The sequence below is a fragment of the uncultured Sphingomonas sp. genome (assembly GCF_964243315.1).
GTDB lineage: Bacteria > Pseudomonadota > Alphaproteobacteria > Sphingomonadales > Sphingomonadaceae > Sphingomonas.
Map to the genome: position 1 here is coordinate 1 of NZ_CAXTEM010000032.1, position 18419 is coordinate 18419.

General features: G+C 65.3%; 13 protein-coding genes. 4 read left to right on the top strand and 9 right to left on the bottom strand.

What is annotated here, in order from left to right; all coding sequences use genetic code 11:
* The coding region (locus ACFE77_RS10420; RefSeq protein ID WP_375421573.1) for a M20/M25/M40 family metallo-hydrolase at positions 1-1055 on the bottom strand (1055 nt) is incomplete at its 3' end.
* Positions 1056-1176: 121 nt separating this feature from the next.
* Between ACFE77_RS10420 and ACFE77_RS10425 the strand changes: the two genes are divergently transcribed.
* The 3 genes from ACFE77_RS10425 to ACFE77_RS10435 all read left to right on the top strand — a co-directional run bounded on the left by ACFE77_RS10425 (position 1177) and on the right by ACFE77_RS10435 (position 5204).
* Entirely contained in the window at positions 1177-3756 is a 2580-nt protein-coding gene (locus ACFE77_RS10425) for a hypothetical protein (protein ID WP_375421574.1), read from the top strand.
* 73 nt (positions 3757-3829) lie between these two features.
* A complete protein-coding gene (locus ACFE77_RS10430; RefSeq protein ID WP_375421575.1) occupies positions 3830-4039 on the top strand; it encodes a hypothetical protein in 210 nt (69 codons plus the stop codon).
* 358 nt (positions 4040-4397) lie between these two features.
* The gene (locus ACFE77_RS10435) at positions 4398-5204 is read left to right on the top strand and encodes an acetyltransferase (protein WP_375421576.1); all 807 of its coding nucleotides are present in this window, start codon (positions 4398-4400) and stop codon (positions 5202-5204) included.
* Between the two features lie 76 nt (positions 5205-5280).
* Here ACFE77_RS10435 and ACFE77_RS10440 read toward each other — a convergent pair whose 3' ends face one another.
* The 6 genes from ACFE77_RS10440 to ACFE77_RS10465 form a co-directional block, all read right to left on the bottom strand.
* Entirely contained in the window at positions 5281-5817 is a 537-nt protein-coding gene (locus tag ACFE77_RS10440; protein WP_375421577.1) for an FxDxF family PEP-CTERM protein, read from the bottom strand.
* A gap of 157 nt (positions 5818-5974) precedes the next feature.
* Complete coding sequence (locus ACFE77_RS10445; RefSeq protein WP_375421578.1) at positions 5975-7360, bottom strand: glycosyltransferase; 1386 nt, start codon at positions 7358-7360, stop codon at positions 5975-5977.
* Position 7361: 1 nt separating this feature from the next.
* Positions 7362-9425, bottom strand: a complete 2064-nt coding sequence (locus tag ACFE77_RS10450; protein ID WP_375421579.1) for a M13 family metallopeptidase — start codon at positions 9423-9425, stop codon at positions 7362-7364.
* 153 nt (positions 9426-9578) lie between these two features.
* On the bottom strand, positions 9579-12377 hold the full coding sequence (locus ACFE77_RS10455) for a TonB-dependent receptor (protein ID WP_375421580.1): 2799 nt from the start codon (positions 12375-12377) through the stop codon (positions 9579-9581).
* 235 nt (positions 12378-12612) lie between these two features.
* Positions 12613-13674 carry a LacI family DNA-binding transcriptional regulator gene (locus ACFE77_RS10460; RefSeq protein ID WP_375421581.1) on the bottom strand — a complete coding sequence of 354 codons (1062 nt, stop codon included), beginning with the start codon at positions 13672-13674 and terminating at the stop codon, positions 12613-12615.
* 72 nt (positions 13675-13746) lie between these two features.
* Positions 13747-15885 carry a glycoside hydrolase family 2 protein gene (locus ACFE77_RS10465; RefSeq protein ID WP_375421582.1) on the bottom strand — a complete coding sequence of 713 codons (2139 nt, stop codon included), beginning with the start codon at positions 15883-15885 and terminating at the stop codon, positions 13747-13749.
* Positions 15886-16058: 173 nt separating this feature from the next.
* Here ACFE77_RS10465 and ACFE77_RS10470 point away from each other — a divergent pair, with 173 nt between their 5' ends.
* Complete coding sequence (locus ACFE77_RS10470; protein WP_375421583.1) at positions 16059-16700, top strand: UPF0149 family protein; 642 nt, start codon at positions 16059-16061, stop codon at positions 16698-16700.
* Positions 16701-16916: 216 nt separating this feature from the next.
* On the opposite strand, the gene ACFE77_RS10475 is transcribed toward ACFE77_RS10470, so the two are convergent.
* Together ACFE77_RS10475 and ACFE77_RS10480 are read right to left on the bottom strand one after the other, a co-directional pair.
* The gene (locus tag ACFE77_RS10475) at positions 16917-17801 is read right to left on the bottom strand and encodes a YsnF/AvaK domain-containing protein (RefSeq protein WP_375421584.1); all 885 of its coding nucleotides are present in this window, start codon (positions 17799-17801) and stop codon (positions 16917-16919) included.
* A 102-nt stretch (positions 17802-17903) separates the two neighbouring features.
* Positions 17904-18332: a DUF2382 domain-containing protein gene (locus tag ACFE77_RS10480; RefSeq protein ID WP_375421585.1), complete on the bottom strand. Its 429-nt coding sequence runs from the start codon at positions 18330-18332 to the stop codon at positions 17904-17906.
* Positions 18333-18419: the final 87 nt, after the last annotated feature.

Below are 18419 nucleotides of genomic sequence, written 5' to 3' on the forward strand. Positions count from 1 at the left end.
GTTGTTTTCGAAAGCGGTGGCAGGTTGAGTGCGCCGCTCTCCGGCGGCGACATGGCCGAAAGGCCGTGGCGGGACTGGGTGGGGCGAAGCCAGATCCTTTCCGACACCATCGTCGCGACGCAGGTGGTGCCGATCTGGCCGACCGTGGCCGGGTCCGCGCGCAAGGTCGCGATCGCCTGCTGATCGGTCGGCGCTTCGGCGAAGCGCGCCATCGCCTGCGCGATCGGACCGGTCTTGAACTTCGCCGCCGAGCGGAAATAGGCGCGGGTCAGGTCGTTGGTCTGCGCGGGGAAGTGATAGTCGCCGATCCGCACCAGGGCCGCCGACAGCTGGTTGATCGCGTTCAGCGGGCGCGGCGCCGAGGAGTGGCCGCCGGGGTTGGTCACGGTGAGCCGGAAATCCGCGTAGGTCTTTTCCGCGCCCTGCCAGGTGAAGAATTGCGGCTTGCCGTCCTCGCTCAGCCGCCCGCCGCCGCCGTCGATGTTGAGCACCATCTCGGCATTCTTGAACCGCTCGGCGATGAGCGCGCTGGTCTTCATCGCGGTTTCCTCGTCGCCCGACAGTTCGAGCACGATGTCGCGCGTCGGCTTGAAGCCCTGCCGCTTGAGATCGATCAGCGTCGCGATCGCGATCGCGGCATCGAGCTTCATGTCGGTAGCGCCGCGTCCGAACAGATAGCCGTTCTCGACCACCGCGGTGAACGGGTCGCGGGTCCAGTCCGCAGGCTTGGCCTCGACCACGTCGATATGGCCGGACAGAAGAAGCGGCTTGGCGGCAGGATCGGTGCCGCGAAAGCGCGCGACCAGATAGGCGGTGTCGTCGACCGGGGTGACGGTGACATCGTCGGCAGCGAACCCGCCGTCGATCAGCACCGAGCGAAGATAGCCGGCGAGCTGCGGCGTCTGGTTGCCCGTCCCGCGGACGCTGCGGAAGCCGATCGCGCGCTTGGCGATCTCGAGTGCCTGCTGGTCGGGCGCTGGCGTGGCGGGGCTGGCGACCGCGGCACCGGCGCAGAACAGCGATCCGGCGAGCGCCGCGACATATAGTGGCTTCATGACCGATCCTCCGGGCAGGGACGCGCGTGCGTCGATGGGTCTGCGCTTACCCACGGCCGGCGCTTCTGCAAAGCCATTGGATTCGCACCACCTTGGCCATATGACCGCGTCCCGGGGGGCAATGACGAGCATGGTGATCAGCGGTCGTGCCAGGATAGCCCGCCACGCCGTCGTAACGTCGGCCGTCGTGTACGCGTTGCTGGGCGGCGCGGCCGCCACCGCGCAACAGGCCGCGCCGGACATGGCGAAAGCACCGCCGCCGCCGGTGGAGCCGGCCAAGGACGATGTTGTCGTGATCGGCCGACGTGGCTCGATACTGGGCGGAATCAACGCCGTCGCGGTGCTGGATTCCACCACGATCGCCGCGACCGGCGCGACGACGATCGCCGAACTGCTCCGCGCGATCCGCGGCATCACTCAGTCCGCGAACGGCAGCGATCCGATCTTCCTCCTCAACGGCCAGCGCATCTCGGGCTATCCCGACATCGGCTCGCTGCCCCCCGAAGCGATCGAGAAGGTCGAGGTGCTGCCCGAACCGGCCGCGCTGAACTTCGGCTATCCGCCCACCAGGCGGGTGCTCAACTTCATCACCAAGCGGCGCTTTCGCCAGATGGAGGTTCGCGGCACGGCGGGGACCACGACGCGCGGTGGCAGCGCGAGGGGGAACGTCAATCTGGGTCTTACCCGGTTGCGCGACGACAGCCGACTGACGCTGGGCCTCGAGCTGCGGCGTACCGATCCTCTGCTGCAATCGGAGCGCGGCATCGCCACCGATCCCGCGATCGTCTTCGATGCGATCGGCAACATCACGGGGGTGGGTGGTGGCGAGATCGACCCGGCGTTGTCGGCTGCGGCAGGGTCGGTGGTAAACGTCGCGCCAGTGCCCGCGGCGCCGGGCGATCGCACCAGCTTAACGGGCTATGCGGCAGGCGCGAACCGGGCGCGGCTGTTCGATGTCGGCCGGTATCGCACGCTGGTCGCGGCGAACGATGCGGTGAAGGCGGAGGCGGTGTTCGCGGACCGGTTGGGCGACACGCTCGCTGGCTCGCTCAGTCTGGGGTACGAGAGGAGCAGCGACCGGCCGATCCTCGGCCCGGCGGTGGCGATGCTGGCGGTGCCGGCGGGCAATCCCGCGTCACCCTTCTCGCGGACGGTCGTGCTCAACCGCTATCTCGTCGAGGCGCGGTCGCTGCGGGCGCGGCAGACCACGACCAATCTGCGCGCTGGCGGCACGTTGCGGGGAACGCTTGCCGGCTGGCGCTGGGACGCGACCGCCGCGCTGGAGCAGAAGCGCATCGCCGGGTTCAGCGACCGCGGGATCGACCTGGCCGCGGCGAACGCAGCGATCGCCGCGGGCGCGAACCCGTTCTTACCGCTCGATCCCGCGCTGCACGGCACCAGGCTCACTGATCGCGCGCGGCAGCGCACCCGCACTGCGGGGCTGAAATCGGTGGCGACCAACACGCCGTTCGACGTGCCGGCGGGCCCGGTTACGATAACCGCCACCGCAGAGTATGAGCGATCGAGCGCAGTCTCCGAGACGCGCGGTCCGAACCCGTTCGACCTGCGACTCGGCCGGTCGCGAATCGAGGGCGGGGTCGCGATCGACATGCCGCTGGCGTCGCGACGGCAGGACGTGCTGCCGTTCGTCGGCGAACTGTCGATCAACGCCTCGTTCAACGCGCGGCGGGTAGGGGGCTTCGGGTCGCTCGACGATCATACCATGGGCGTCACCTGGGCGCCGTTCGACGGCTTGCAACTGCTGGCGCAATCCCGGCACAGCGCGACCGCTCCCGGCGTGGAGCAACTGTCCTCGCCCGAGGTGCGCGTCGCCAATATCTACGCGTTCGACTTCACCAATGTGCGAACCGAATTGGTCACGATCGTCCAGGGCGGCAATCGCGATCTGCTCGCGGAGCGCCGGCGGGTGCGATCATTGTCGATGACGATCAAGCCCTTCGCCAAGCGCGAAATACGGTTGGGCGCAACCTACGAAGCCACGGTGATCCGCAACCAGACCGGCACCGTCTACGCGCTGACGCCCGAGACCGAGCCGGTGCTGCCCGACCTGTTCACGCGCGATGCGAGCGGGCGGCTGACGTCGATCACGATCCGTCCGATCAACTTCTACCGCGAACGGCTACAGACCCTGAATATGACGGTCTCCGCGAGCGGGTCGGTCGGCAAACCGCCGCTGCCGCCGGCCGGTGGCGGACCCGCCAAGATGGGGGAGCGGCCATCCTATTATCTTGGCATGGGACCGAGCATCAAGTTCAGCGACCGCCTGCAGTTGCGGCCGGGCGCACCCGAACTCGATATCCTGCGCGGTGATACCGTGACCGGTGGCGGCAGTCCGCGGGCGTATGGCTATGCCTATGGCGGGATCAGCTATCTAGGCAACGGTGGCAATTTCGACTTTTGGTACGGCGGCGGCAGCCGCGTGCGGAACCCCGATCCGGCGGCTGATCTGCGCTACGAACCGATCTTCCGGCTGAACGCCAGCGTTTTCCTCAGCCTTCACCATTTTACGCCGAAGCAGGACTGGACCAGGAGGGTGCAGGTGAAGCTGGAAGTGAGCAACGTCACCGATGCGCGGCAATCTGTCCGCGATCGCCGGGGCCGGGTGCCGAACCGGTTGCAGCCGGGCTTCCTCGATCCCGTCGGACGCGTCGTCAGCCTGACGCTACGGAAGCTGTTCTAAGGCGAGTTGACGATCGGTCGATCGGGCGAACGTATCGACTGGAACCAAATGCGTTTCCGTGCGATTAAGGGGCATGCTGGCTGACCCAAATCTCGATCGCATGATCGACGCGTTCGAAGATGGACGCGGGGGTCTCGAGTCGCCGTTCCGCGGGGCGACGATGTGGTCGTCGAAGGGCGATCGGCGTGTCCTGCGCGATGCCTGGCAGGATGGGCGCAGTGTGGCGTGGAGCGATTGGTTGATGCCCACCATGCCGTCCGCGGTGAAACTAACGTCGAACTGATCGCGGCCGAATCTCGGTTGATGGTTTGTTTCCGATCAGTTGCTGATCCTCCCGCTGCCCTTGGCCGCAACGATCCAACGTTCTGCCGACTAAGTGTCTGCGAGTTGTGGATTATTAACGGTTCGCGCGCCACCAACACGTTAGCGATGCACTTCGAACCTTGAAGAGCGGTGTCGATGGCCGGCGAACGTGCCGACCCTAAGCATCGGAACTGAAAGGTCGGGCTTCGATGAGGGGGCATAGCGCCTGGTGCCGTCGTCCCGCGGCGCCGTTTTCATGCCTCTTCGACGTCGGAGCGATACCAGCCGATCGGCTGGACGGCGCGTCGCCTTGGTGTCGCAAAAGGGCCAGGCTGATGATGAAGATCGATCTAGGCATGTCACCCGGCATGCCTGTGGGCATGTCGCTCAATCTACCGGCGAACGAGGACGAGCGAAGATCGTTGCGGCTCGACTCGCCTGATTTGGATCGCACGATCACGGTGCGACTCGCGGACGATAGCGGTGCGCGCAACGACGCTCGGATGCTGGTCAATCGCATGTATGCGTGGCGCGGCTATGGCGATCGCCACGTTATTCCGATCGCGCCGACCCACGCCACCTTCACCGCGTCCGACGACGAGCAGACCGTCGGCACGATCACCCTGGCGATCGACTCGGCCGACGGGCTTGCCGCCGACAAGATCTTTCGCGACGAGATCGACGTGTTCCGTCGGGTGCCGGGTGCGAAAGTATGCGAACTGACCAAGCTCGCGTTCGACGCCGAGGTGCCATCGAAGCCGCTACTCGCGTCGCTGTTCCACATCGTCTTCATCTACGGTCAGCGTCGGCACCGCTGCACGGACCTGTTCATCGAGGTGAACCCCCGTCATCGCCGCTTCTATGAGGCAATGCTGGGGTTCCAACCGATCGGCGAGCCCAAGACCAACGAAAGCGTCGGTGCGCCGTCGCAGTTGATGTGGTTGCAGGTATCGAAGATCCGGGAGCAGATCGACCGGCATGCGCGGCGTCCCGGCATCGTAGCCCGCTCGCTGTACCAGTTCTTCTTCTCGCCACGCGAGGAGGACGGGATCTATGCGCGGCTGGCCGGATCGGACGCCGCGGTCTTGCCGTCGCGGGTTGCGCCGCCGCGATACGAGGCGCAGCAGCGCGTCGGCTTGGCCTGACGTCGGCGCGATTTCGGTACAAACGACGATGCCGCCGACCTTCCAGTCGGCGGCACCATCTTAGTCGCAGTCGCTATTAAGCGTAGACGACCTTCGTCGAACGACGACGATAGCGCATCGCGCTGCCGACCATGCCGAAACCGACGAGCATCATCGCCCAGGTGGCGGGCTCGGGAACTGCGTTCGGAACGAAGGTGATGCTGCCGCCGTAAGCGACGTTGCCCGACGCAGTGCCGCGGATGGTGATGTTGTTGAGACCTGCAGCCAGGCTGATCCCGTCGCCGCCAGCAACCGTCAGGTTGCCGATCTTCGAGATCATGATCGCCGAACCGTTGATAAGCACGTCAGTCAGCGTGATCTCGTTGCCGAGGCCGCTGGTGAAGTTCGCGCTCACGGAGCCGCTGCCAAGACCCTGCGTCAGCAGCGTGAACGAGAAGGTGTCCTCGAAATTCGCGGACAGACCGTTGTTGCCGATGTTGGCAGAGATGGTGCCATTCGGCAGGAAGGTCACCTGAAACTCAGGATCGCCAGGCGTGAAGATCGCGGCGTTTGCGGCAGGTGCAACGACGAATGCGGCGAAAACAGTAGCCGCTCCAACCAAAATGCTCTTCATCCCGATAATCCCTTACTGAAGCCCGACAGCACCACCTGACCACTCAAGCGCTCGCTGCCACTGTATGCCTGTTAACCTTATATTCACGAATTTTGCAAGTGCGAACAAAGTAACACGTGTTGTATTTTTCTAATTCTTATCATAAGACTGATGCAGGTTAACTATACCGCTGTGTATGGGCGGCCTGAGCGTGGCATGTGGCAAGAAGGTCAATCGCCCGCCCAAGACCGGGCAGTGATCGCGAGTCGTGCATCGTAGCCTGTGCAGCGATGTGGTAGCGCGGGTCAGCCAAGGTCACCCGTACCGCGACTCGGATCATATCGGGCGTGAGCCGATCCGGGTCGACAATCGGCAAGCCCTTTGCACTGATCCGATAGGCCTCGTCCGGCAGCTCGGGCGCGAGGCCGTTCAGATGACATGATTGCGCGATCACCGGCTGGTCGGCGGACAGCGGGAGCAGCACCAGCGGTATGCCGCGGGTCAGCGCGTCCATGACCGTGCCGTAGCCTGCGTGGTTGATACACATGGCCACGTGCGGCAGCAGTGCTGCCAGGGTGTCGGGCGTGATGAAGCGCTCGATCCGGACGGACGCGGGCTGCGGACCGAAGCGCGCGGGGTCGACGTCACGACCGACGGTCAGGATTAGATTGAGCGCTTCGTCGCGCAGGCCCGCAAGGATCGTCTCGAAGATTTGCGGATATTGCGCGCTAAACACGGTGCCCAGGCTGACATAAACGGTCGGCTGCGCCGGCAGATCGTGCCACCAGGCGGGCAGGGCGGCGCTTGTGGTGCCGGTCTCGTCGTTGCGAATGAAGTGGGTGGTCGGGCCGGCGGCGGCGTGTTCGGGGTGGAGCCGGTGGTCGACCGCCAGCAGTCGCTGCTTCGCAAGCGCTCGTAATCCCACCGCTTTCTGCCGCAGCGACGTACCGCGCGCGATCACCTTGCGCCGCACCATTTTGGTCAATTGCGGGCGCAGCAAGGCGCCCGTCAGCGTCCATGATGGCGGCACGAAGCACAGATCGAGGTAGCGGCCGAACGCGACGAAATGCGGGTCGGGCGGCAATCTCAACGCACGCCGCAGGGAAGCGATCGGTCGGCCGACCACGTTTTTGAGCACCCAGCGGTTCCAACGAAACGAGATGCTACAACTCGCATAGGGAAGGCCCAGCAGCTCGGCCGCAAGCGCGCCGCCGAACTCGTAGGTGCCCGATACGATCACGTCCGGTCGCCAGTCCGATGCCGCCGCGACGAGATCCGGTACCATCCGCCGCGGCGAGCGATCGAGGAAGATGTGCTTCATCAGCCACTCCCCCTGATACTCTTTCGGCTCGCTACGGATCTCGGGCAGCGTCTCCAGCAGGCGCGATTCGTCCCAGTCGAGCCCGGCGGGGATGAAGCTCAGCCCCGCCCGGGCGACCGCGTCCGCGAAGGCGGGCGCGGTCGCGACGGCGACGACGTGCCCCGCACGCCGCAACGCATGCGCGAGCGGCACGATGGGCTGAAAATGCCCATAGCCGGGCAACGTCGTGAAGAGGACGCGCATCCTACCAGATGCGCACGCGGTCTCCGGGCGCCAGGTACAATGTGTCGCTCGTGGCGGGCTTGAACGCGCTATACCAGGGATCGAGATTCCGGACGACGTTGCCGCGCTGCTCGTTCGGTGCGTGCGGATCGGTTAGGAGCCGCTGGCGCAGTGCCGCCTCGCGGTAGTTCAGACGCCACACCTGCGCCCAGCCCAGGTAGAAGCGCTGGTCGCCCGTGAAGCCGTCGAGGACCGGCGCAGGTTTGCCCTGCAGCGAGAGCTTATAGGCGTCATAGGACATGGTGAGGCCGGCAAGATCGGCGATGTTCTCGCCGAGCGTCAGGGCGCCCTGGACGTGCATGCCGGGCAGCGGTTCATAGGCGTCGTACTGCTTCACCAGCTTGTCCGTCAGGCCCTTGAAGCGTTCGATGTCCTGTGGCGTCCACCACGTCGTCAGCTTGCCGGTCAGGTCGTATTTAGAGCCCTGATCATCGAAATGATGGCTGATCTCGTGGCCGATCACCGCGCCGATGCCGCCGTAATTGACCGCGGCATCCGCCTTGGGATCGAAGAAGGGCGGCTGGAGGATCGCGGCCGGGAAGACGATCTCGTTCATCGTCGGGTTGGCGTAGGCGTTGATCTCCATCGGGGTCATGCCCCATTCGCCGCGATCGATCGGCTTGCCGAGCTTGTTGAGCCCGCGCTGAAACTCGAAGGCCTCGGCGCGCTGGACGTTGCCGAGGAGATCGCCGCGGCGCACCTCCAGCGTGGAATAATCGCGCCAGGTGTCGGGATAGCCGATCTTGGGCGTGAAGGCGGCGAGCTTGGCGCGCGCCTTCACCCGCGTCGCCGGATCCATCCAGGCGAGATTCTGGAGCCGGGTGTCGAGCGCGGCGATGACGTTCTTGACCAGATCGAGCGCCGCCGCCTTGGTTTCCGGCGTGAACCACTTGGCGACATACTGCTTGCCGAGTTCCTCGCCGAGCGAGTTCTTGACCAACGTGACGCCGCGCTTCCACCGCTCGCGGTTCTGCGGCGTGCCGGACAAAGTGGTCTGGTTGAACGCGAAGGACGCTTCGACGAACGGCTGCGACAGATAGGGTGCCGCGGCGTTGATCGCCCGGACCAGCATATAGTCCTTCAATACGGGCAGCGGTGCCGACGCGATCGCCTTGGCCGACCCAGTGAAGGCGGAAGGCTGGGCGACGAGATAGTTGCCCTGATCGGCGACGCCCGCGGCACCGAGGAACGCCGTCCAGTCGAAGCCCGGCGCCTGTCGATCGAAATCGGCGCGGGCGAGCTTGTTGTAGACCTTGTCGCTGTCGCGTGACTCAACGCGGGTCCAATGCGCCTGCGCGAGCGAGGTTTCGAACGCGATGATCGCCGCGGCGCGCGCATCGGCGTTCGGTTCGCCGACCAGCGTGAGCAGCTTCGCCAGATAGGCGGCATAGGCGGTCTTCGCCTCGACCAGCTTGGCGTCGGTTTTCAGGTAATAGTCGCGGTCGGGCATGCCGAGGCCCGATTGCATCATGCCGACGATATAGGTGTCGGGCGCCTTGTCGTCCTGGCCGACATAGACCGCGAAGGGCGACGCCACGCCCTGGCGGAGCAGCTTGCCCATCGCCGCGGCGAGCTGCTGCTTGTCCTTTACCGCCTTGATCTCGGCGAGCGTCGGCTGCAACGGCGCGGCGCCCTTGGCGTTCACCGCTGCTTCGTCGGTGAAGCTGGCGTAGAAATCGCCGATCTTGGAGCCGGGCCGCTTGGCCTCGGCATCGAGGATCTCGCGGCTGCGGTTGGTCGACAGATCGTCTAGCAGGGTGAACATGCCGTAGCTCGATCGATCGGCGGGGATCGCGGTCGCCTTGGTCCAGGTGCCGTTGGCGAAGGCGTAGAAGTTGCTGCCAGGCTTGACGCTACGATCCATGCCCGCGGCATCGAAGCCGAACGCACCGAGCTGGGGGCGGTCAGCAGCGGGTGCAGGCGTGGAAGCGGGGGCTTGCGACGCGGCGGGCGTGGTCTGGGCCGCAACGTTGGAAGCAGTCACCAGCGCGGTACTGGCGGCGAGAACGAAGATAGAGCTACGCATACGAAAAGCCTCATGAAAGTCGTGCGCGGGCTTACCAAAGCCCGGGCCTCAATCAATCCCCGCTCGTCGGCGCTGCGTCGGGTCGGCCTCACGCAAAAAGATGCCCACGACGAGGCTGGCTCGTCGCGGGCTAAGGTCCCTTGGGGGGTAGCGTCAGGACTTGATACGGACGACCAGACCGATGCGACGGTCATAGAGGTTGTTGAAGCGCGGCCGGATCTGCTCGCCGAAATAGGTGTGGTTCACCGCCTTCGTGATGTTCGATGCGTCGACCGACACGTCGATGTTCTTGTTGATGCTGTAGCCGACCGAAGCGTCGAGCACCGCGAACGGCTCGACGAAGATCGGCAGCGCGCCGGACCCCGGTCCCGACGTCGATTCGACGTAATCGGAGCGGTAATTATAGGCGACGCGGGCGCGGAAGCCGGCCTTTTCATAGAAGCCGACGAGGTTGTAGCTGTGCTTGGACAGGCCCTGAATCGGCACGCTCGTGCCCGCGATCGGGCCCGGCGCGTTCGAGTCGACGAAGGTGTAGTTGGCTTGGGTGCCGAGGCCGTTGAACGGTGCCGGCAGGAAGTCGAAGAAGGTCTGGACACCCACTTCCAGCCCCTTGATCGTTCCATTGTCGCCGTTCTGCGGCCGGGTGATCAGTGCTTCGGTGAAGTTCGGATAATCCGGCAGGCTGATCGGCTCGGTCGTGACGACGTTCTGGACGAAGCCGTCGACCTTCTTGATGAAGCCGGTCAGGTAAACATAGCCGCTGGCCGTATAATAATATTCGAGGCTGGCGTCGTACGAGGTCGACCTGAGCGGGCGAAGGTCCGGGTTGCCGGCGCTGCCCTGCAGGATCGTACCGGCGTTGGCGAACGAGATGCCGAGCGTGGGCGAGAGATTGTTGAAGTTCGGCCGGGTCAACTGCTTGGCGCCGGCGAGCCGCAGGAACAGATCGTTGGTCAGCTTCACCCGGACGTTCGCGCTGGGGAGCAGGTTGTTGTAGCTGCTGTCCTGGTCGATGTTGCTGACCGCCCCGTTGGGCTGGGTCAGGACGCCGACGATCGACAGGTCGGTCTTCAGGTATCGAAGACCGACATTGCCGTCGATGCCGGCCAGGATGTCGGGAAAGTTGAAATTGACCTGGCCGAACGCGGCGTAGGTGTCTTCCTTCAGCGCATAGCGATTTAGCGGGTTGAAGGTCGGGAAACAGACCGCATCGTTGAACGCGCGGCAGATCGTTTCCGTATCGCGGATCTGATCGAGGTCGGGCGCGAGGATCCGGGAGATGATCGTCGGTGAATCGGTGTTGCGGAAGAAGTCAGGGCCGTATGGGCTGGCTACGAGAATGCCCGGCAGCACCGAGATCGGCTGCGGCGAGGCGAGCAGTGGTGCCGCGCCCAGATGCGACCGCGAACCCTGATTGCGCTCCACCTCGCGCGTCGCGAACCGGCCGCCGAGCGAGATCGAGGTGATCACCGATTCGTCGAACCGGTAATTCGCGTCGAGCCGCGCCGACTTGCCCGAACCGCCCGCCTTTTCGATCGAGTCGGAGGAATCCAGGAACGAATACAACGCGGGGTTCGAGAAATCGGCGCCCGTAAGGTCCAGCGTGACGAGTGGGGTCGACGTGTCGAAGAACAGGTTGATGCCGGTCGCTTGCGCGGCGGTCGTTCCGGTGCGGATGCCCCCGGATTTATCCGTCCGAGACGATTTTGTGTACGACAGGTCGAGGACCAGATCGAGATTGTCGGTGGCCTTCCACGTACCGCCGGTGGCCACCTGCCACGTATACGCCTTACGATCGAAGTAGTTGTTGTTCGCGGTGAACTGGACATCGCGATAGGTCGCCGACTTCACGACGTTGGTGCCTTCGTAGAAGGTGATCGGCGCACCGGGCAGCACAAACAGATTGCCGCGATTGGCGTAGGCGAGCCCCGAAGCCTGTTCATATTTGTAGTCGTTATAGGTGCCCTCGAGGAAGAACTCGAGCGACGAGGACGGCTTCCATTGCACCGTAGAATAGAGCGCCATGCGGGTGCGGTCGGTGATCTCGACCGATTCGCCACCGCCGCCGGGCGCGATCACCCTGTCGGCGGGGTCGCGCGGCGTGGTCGCCGGTGCCACGACGCCGTTGCGTGGGCCGGTGGTGCCGACGAAGACGCCGTTGTTGTTGAAATCGACCATGTTGAAGCGGTCGACATAGGGTTCGGCACCGTTCTGATCGAAGCGCCCGGCCGACTTGATCAACGCGCCACCGACGAGGACGCCGAGTTCGCCCAAGCCGGTGTCGAAGCGGTTCGAGACCAGCGCGGAGATCTGCGGTTTGGCCTCGTCGATCATGTCCCAATAGTTCGCGCGGGCGCTGATCGATGCCTGGAAGCCGGGGAAGTCGAACGGCTTGCGGGTCTTGAGGTTGACCACGCCGCCCAGGCCGCCCTCAACCAGCGTGGCGGAAGGGTTCTTGTAGACGTCGACGCCCGCAAGGATTTCCGCCGGCACGTTTTCCAGGCTGAGATCGCGGCCCGCGTCGGAGAATACCTCGCGACCATTAACGAGCGTCTTGACTTGGCTGAGGCCGCGGATCGCGATTCCGCTGCCTTCGCCGTGGTTGCGCGCGATCTGCACGCCGGGAACGCGCTGCAGCGCTTCCGAGAGGTTGTTGTCGGGAAGCTTGCCGATGTCTTCGGCGACGATCGAGTCGACGATCTCGCTAGCGTTCTTCTTGATGGTCTGGGCGTTCTGGAGGCTCTGCCGAAACCCCGTGACGACGATGTCGCCGCTGGCGGGATCGACGACCTGCGGATTGGCCGTAGTCGCACTCGGCAGGTCGGTCGACGGATCGGTGGTGGCCGGATCGGCCGGCGGCACCGTCTGCGACCGTGCCGCGGAAGCGGGAATGATACCAAAGGTCAGGCTCGTGGTCGCGAGCAAGCCGAGCGTGCGGATGCGAAATTTCATCATTCTCTCCCTGGACGACCGGTTCCTAATCACCCCGTGCCAACGCTGGCACAAAAAAGATGCACGACCGGTTCTGATCCGTTTCCCCACCGCTCATCGACGGCTTGATCGACGTTCGAGCAGATCGATTTATCTAAGTCAAACGGTTCTTGCCAACGCTGGCACAAATAAGTGGGTTACTCACTGTGCAGGCGAGGATCGTCAGGTCTGAGAACCGTCGGTGGTTCTGCCGCGGCTATGCTGCAGGCGCAGGCGCGACTGAATCGCGCTCGATCAGGTGCAGGTCGATGCTCTCGTCTTCCATCGTCGGGTCGCCGCGATTGATCATGCGGAGCAATCGCTCGGTCGCGCTGCGCGCCATCTCGGCAAGGGGGCGGCGGATCGTGCTGAGCGCGGGGATCATCATCCCGGCGATGTCGCTGTCGTCGAACCCGACGACGGACACGCCGGCGGGAACCGCGATGCCGGCGAGGTTGGCTGCCTTCATCACGCCGGCCGCCATATTGTCGTTGCTCGCGAATATCGCGGTCGGCGGGTCGGATAGCGCGAGCAGCTTGCGCCCCGCTTCGACGCCGGACACGAAGCCGTAATCGCCTTCGCGAACATGATCGTCGGGCAGCGCGATGCCGTGGCGGGCGAGAGCGTCGCGAAAGCCCACGAGCCGCTCGGCCGCCGACCGGAAGCGCATCGGGCCGGTCACGATCCCGATCCGACGATGGCCGAGCGCCACGAGGTGGTCCGCGAGTGCCGCCGCGGCGCCGCGCTCGTCGCTTACCAGCATCACCGGGTGCGCGGGAATGCGCACCGACGCCATCGCCACCGCAGGCAACTGGATTTCGCGGAGCGCGACCGCTAGCCCTTCGAGTTCGGACAGCGGCGGCAGCAGGATGATCCCGTCGACGCGCGATCGCTGCGCGAAATCCTGCACGTTGCGGATCACGTCCGGATCGTCATAGCCCGACGGATGGACGACGAGTTCATAGCCTTGCTGCGAACAGATCTCGACGATCCCGCGCTGGAAGACGCTGATGACGTGGGCGTTGGGATCGTCCTGGACGACGCCGATCAGGAAGGATCGCCCCGCGGCGAGCCCGCGCGCGCGGCTGTTGGGACGGAAGCCGAGCCGGTCGATATGGCCCTGGATCTCCTGGCGGGTCTCCTTGCCGACCTTGGGCGAGCCGTTGAGCACGCGCGACACCGTGCGGATCGAGACGCCGGCGGCGGCGGCGACATCGGTTATCGTTACCGAAGCGCCGCCCGGCGTGTAGCGATCGGTCTCTGGCTCGTGGTCGATCATTCGGGCTCCCTGACTTGCGGCCGATCCTAGGCGAGTGGCGGGCGATCCGTCGAGTGCACGGATCGCGCGCGGCTATGGCTTGGGCGGCACGACCGGATAGTCGGACCCGACGATCGCGGGCAGGGGCGTGTAACGCCACGTAACCGCATCGCTGATAACGTTGCTGCCGTAAGTCGCTTTGACTTCGACACGGTTGTCCCCGGGGCGGAGCTGCACGCCGGTCCAGCGCGCGATATGATCGTCGAGGGAGCGGGTGCCGATCGCGACGCCGTTGACGCTGAGCGTTACCGGGCCGCCATTGCCGTAGACCTTCACCTCGGTCACCGGATCGCTGCGCTCGATATGCCGCCGGCTGGTGATGTACAGGACCGGGCGATCCGACCAGTTCGCCTGATACCAGTAGAAGGCGTCCTTGCGGACCGCACGATCGTAAGTGACCAGGCCTTTGTCGTTGATCCCGTCGCGGTCGCCCTCGGCACGGCCGTCTGAGGCGAGATCGAAGCCGACCCAGACGAAGGTGCCGAACAAGCCCGGCCGGCCCCGCAACGCGCGCCAATTCGTCTCGTGATAGAGCGCCTGGACTTGTTCGGGGTGCCAGCCGCCATCGGTGATCGGCGGGGGCGGCGCTTGCTGCTGGTGGCGGATGCTGGCGCCGGCGCCATATTCGCTGACCGCAAAGGGCGTGCGGGGATGCGCGGCGCGGAACGCGTCCGCCCATGACGCCATCGTGGTGCCGGACTGGTCCTTGTACCAACCGAAATAGCGATTGTAGCCGGTGAGATCGCTGACATGCGCCTTCGCCACGTCGTCGCCCTGGCAGCAATGCGCATAGACGGTGGGGCGGCTGGGATCCTCTGCCTTCGCCGTAGCCTGCGCGACCTTCAGCAGCGCGGGGACCTCGGGGCCCTCGCTATAGACCTCGTTGCCGATGCCCCAGAGGATCACCGAGGGGTGGTTGATGTTCTGGCGGATCAGCTCGCGCATCTGCTGCGTGACGTTGTCGGCAAAGGGTCTGCCCGGATCGACGCGGCTGTTGATCCCGATCTCGGTCCAGACCGGCAGGCCCAGACGGTCCGCCGCGTCGTACGACGCCGGGGGGTGCTGGAAATGAACCAGGCGCAGCCCGGTGACGCCGAGGTCGACGAGCGTGTCAAAATCGGCATCGACCTCCGCGTCGGTGACCGCCAGTCCGCGGCCAGGCCGCCCGGGACTGAACAGATTGACGCCGTGGAGCGGGTAGGGCGCGCCGTTGAGCAGGAAGCCCTTGTCGCCGTCGAACGCGATGGTCCGCAGCCCGAGTGGCACCTCGACGCGGTCGACGGCGGCGCCGTTCGCCGCGAGAATCTCGGTCGCGACGCGATAGAGATAGGGATCCTTGCGGCCATTCCAGCGATGCGGATCGGGGACGACGATGGGGACGCTCGTCGGGGTGACCGAGCGTGGCGCCACGTCGACGGTGCGCGTCGCGGTCGCGACCGTGCGTCCGGTGGCGTCGATCACGCTCGCGCGGACGCCGAGCTTGCGCCGTGTGGCGCCGTCGTTGGCGGCGCGTACCTTCACCTCGATCCGCGCAGCAGCGGGGGTGATCGTACCTTGCACCACCGCGACGCCGGGACCGCCGGAATCGAGCAGGTCGACATGCGCGTCCGCGATCTCGATCAGGAACACGCGCCGGTACAGCCCGCCGAACACGGTGAAGTCTCCGCCGAGCGGGGTGATCTCGGGACGCTGGGTGTTGTCCACCCGCACCGCGACAACGTTGCGGCCCGGCACCAGCATGTCGGTGATGTCAAAGCGAAAGGCGGCGTGACCGCCTTCGTGGCGACCGACATGACGGCCGTTGACCCACAGATCCGCCGCCAGTGCCGCGCCGTCGAACTGGAGGAAGCGCCGGCGACCGTCCGCGGGCTGCGCGATGTCGACGCTTCGCCGATACCAGCCGGGCCCGCGATAATAGCCGCCGCCATCGTCGCCGTCGGCGCCGTTGAAGGTATGCGGCAGCGTCACCTCGCCCCATTTCGCGTCGTCATAGTCGGGGCGCAGCGCATCGTAGACATCGCCACGATCGAACCGCCACCCGGCGTCGAGCGCGACGGTCCGGCGTCCTGCGGCGGCCGTCGCGGCATCGGTCCCGGTTTGCGCCAGCGCTGCGGCCGGAACGGTGGCGCCTAGCAGCAGCGCGCACGCGCCGGCAAGCCATTCGTGCCTCATGGTCGGATCCCCTCATCGATCGGCATCGGTCGTGCCAGCGTTGGACATCGCTACCATCGTCGGTGTCGCATGCGCAATGGGGAAGGAGGTCAATGCTGCATATCGACGAAGCGGGATGGCGGCCAACGGCGATCCGCTGCATGGCTTGCCTGAACAAGCGGACGCCTTCAACGATGCACCAACTTCCCTCACGCTTTCGGCGTCTCGACGAGATACTGGGCGATCTCCCGGTCGAGGAGCCGATGCTGCTGTCCGAGCTCGACGGCTATCTCACCGCGATCGCCTTATGCCCCGCGCCGATCACGCCCGCCGAGTGGCTGCCGCCGATCTGGGGCGGGATCGAGGGCGAGGCCGCCCCGTTCGATGATCCGATCGACGTGCAGCTGTTCGCGGACATGGTCGGCGCGCGTCACGCCGAGATCCTGCGCGAACTCGACCGCAACAAGCCGAAGCCGCTGTTCGATGTCGACGAACGTAGCGGCGAGACATTGTGGGAGGGCTGGATCGACGGGTTCGCGATGGCGACACGCCTCCGTCCGGAAGGGTGGGTCTATGAGGATCCGGCTGCTGCCGACGCTTTGTCGCAGTTGCACCTTCTCGCCGACATCGCTGTGGAGGCGTCCGATCTGACCAGCATGGAGATCAACGATCTCACCGACGAGGCGCCGCTGGCGATCGTCGAGCACGTCGTGCGGCTACATGCCTGCCGCGCTGCCACGGTGGGGACCGAACCGGCGCTGATCGCCAAGGTCGGTCGAAATGCTCCGTGTTTGTGCGGTTCGGGCAAGAAGCACAAGCGCTGCTGCGGCGCCTAGGATGTTCTACTGAAGGTGGAAAGCATACCACCTTCGTCATTCCCGCGCAGGCGGGAATCCATATTCTATACCGTTCGACTATCAGCCTCGACGGTCGCCAGTCGGGATTCCCGCCTGCGCGGGAATGACGAGGTGGGCGAATTCGAAAGTATCAGGCTCTCCCAAACGTAAGTGTCGCGCGACCGCTGGCCGCGCGACACCTGCTCTATCGACCGATCAGTAGTCGCTCTTCCGATCCGTACCGCCGAACAGGCCCGAACCCGTCGTGCCGCGGTCGCTCTTGCCGATGTCCTCGTCGACTTCGACTTCGGTGCGGCGCACGGTATCGTCGATGTCGCGAACCTGTTCGTCGCTGGTCTTGCGGACCACGACTTCCTCGACGACGCGCGCTTCCTTGTCGACCATCGCCTCTTCGCCGCGGGCGGTCATTTCGATGGTCTGGTCGCGGAACGCGTCATCGGCGTCGGTCAGCGGCCGATCGACCGCGCGACGCTCGACCTCGACCCGCTCGTTGCGCAAACGGATCTGCTCGTGAACGGGGGTTTCGGTGACATAGGAGCGCACCCGGGCGCCGCCGCGCTCCACCTCGCGTTTACCGACCTGGAGTCGCTCTTCGACGACCGGGATCGACCGTTCGTCGCCCGCATCGCGATGATCGCTGCCGATGAAACCTTCGCCGCGGGTGCGATCGGTGTCCGTGGTGCCTGCGAAACCTGCGGCGGTTCCGGCGGCGCCATAGTTCCAACCCTGCGAGCGCCACTGCTGCGACCGATCGTCGACATCGACCGAATTCGTACCCTCGAGCACCCGGACCGCTTCATCGACCTGATCCGAATCGACATCGGCGGTCAGCAAGACGCCGCCGCGGCGCAGGCCTTCCTCATAGGTGTGACGATCCTCGTCGGGCAGGAAGGCGTTCTTGATCGAATCCCAGACGCCGCGATCCTGATCGTTCGAATAGGGGCCAGTCTCGCGATAGCCCTGGCTCGACTGGTCGTGGATGTGGACGTGATCCGCGTCGATGCGCGCGGCATGCAGCCGCTGCTTGGCCGCTTCCGCATCGGCGCGGTTGTCGAAAAAGGCCGTTACAGTGCGTGACATGATGATCTCCTGCTCCGTGGTTGTGCTGCGCTTTCGACCGGCGTCACGATGGCGCCGGAAGATCTCCGAATTCGTGTGTGGATGAAGCTGCGCCGACATGGCTCACCGTCGTCCTCCGCGCGGGTTTTCGTCGGCGCGATCGATGTCGACGCGGGTGCGACGCAAATCGACCGGCACATCGACGCGCTCCACGCTGCCGCTTCGCCGCAGGTGAAGCTCCTCGACGAGGAACAGCCGCTTGCTGAGGACCAGGCGTTCCTCGACGATCGGGACGATCGTGACGTCGCCTTCGGTCCGCACCGGCGGCGTCTCCGCGACCTCGCGTTCGATCGGCACGCGGGTCACGTTCACGTCCTCGCGGTACAGGTCTTCCTGCACCGTGAGATGCTCGGTATCAGCCGACGTCCTGACGGTGACCCGCTCGACATCGACGAGGCGCTTCCTGACCAGCGCCTCTTCTTCGATTATCGGGATGATCTCGACGTCGTCCGGCATGCCGATCCTCTCGTTTCGGTGTCTGGAACGATGCAATTTGCAAGTGTTTCCAATCGTTTCACCCGGCGAACGATCGGCCTTGGTATAGCGGGATCAGTCTGGCTGACGCAGTGACGCCAATGC

Excerpts from the sequence above, each read along its gene's own strand:
- ACFE77_RS10425 (WP_375421574.1), top strand. The coding sequence starts at position 1,177 with ATGACGAGCATGGTGATCAGCGGTCGTGCCAGGATAGCCCGCCACGCC.
- ACFE77_RS10430 (WP_375421575.1), top strand. The coding sequence starts at position 3,830 with ATGCTGGCTGACCCAAATCTCGATCGCATGATCGACGCGTTCGAAGAT.
- ACFE77_RS10435 (WP_375421576.1), top strand. The coding sequence starts at position 4,398 with ATGAAGATCGATCTAGGCATGTCACCCGGCATGCCTGTGGGCATGTCG.
- ACFE77_RS10440 (WP_375421577.1), bottom strand. The coding sequence starts at position 5,817 with ATGAAGAGCATTTTGGTTGGAGCGGCTACTGTTTTCGCCGCATTCGTC.
- ACFE77_RS10445 (WP_375421578.1), bottom strand. The coding sequence starts at position 7,360 with ATGCGCGTCCTCTTCACGACGTTGCCCGGCTATGGGCATTTTCAGCCC.
- ACFE77_RS10450 (WP_375421579.1), bottom strand. The coding sequence starts at position 9,425 with ATGCGTAGCTCTATCTTCGTTCTCGCCGCCAGTACCGCGCTGGTGACT.
- ACFE77_RS10455 (WP_375421580.1), bottom strand. The coding sequence starts at position 12,377 with ATGAAATTTCGCATCCGCACGCTCGGCTTGCTCGCGACCACGAGCCTG.
- ACFE77_RS10460 (WP_375421581.1), bottom strand. The coding sequence starts at position 13,674 with ATGATCGACCACGAGCCAGAGACCGATCGCTACACGCCGGGCGGCGCT.
- ACFE77_RS10465 (WP_375421582.1), bottom strand. The coding sequence starts at position 15,885 with ATGAGGCACGAATGGCTTGCCGGCGCGTGCGCGCTGCTGCTAGGCGCC.
- ACFE77_RS10470 (WP_375421583.1), top strand. The coding sequence starts at position 16,059 with ATGCACCAACTTCCCTCACGCTTTCGGCGTCTCGACGAGATACTGGGC.
- ACFE77_RS10475 (WP_375421584.1), bottom strand. The coding sequence starts at position 17,801 with ATGTCACGCACTGTAACGGCCTTTTTCGACAACCGCGCCGATGCGGAA.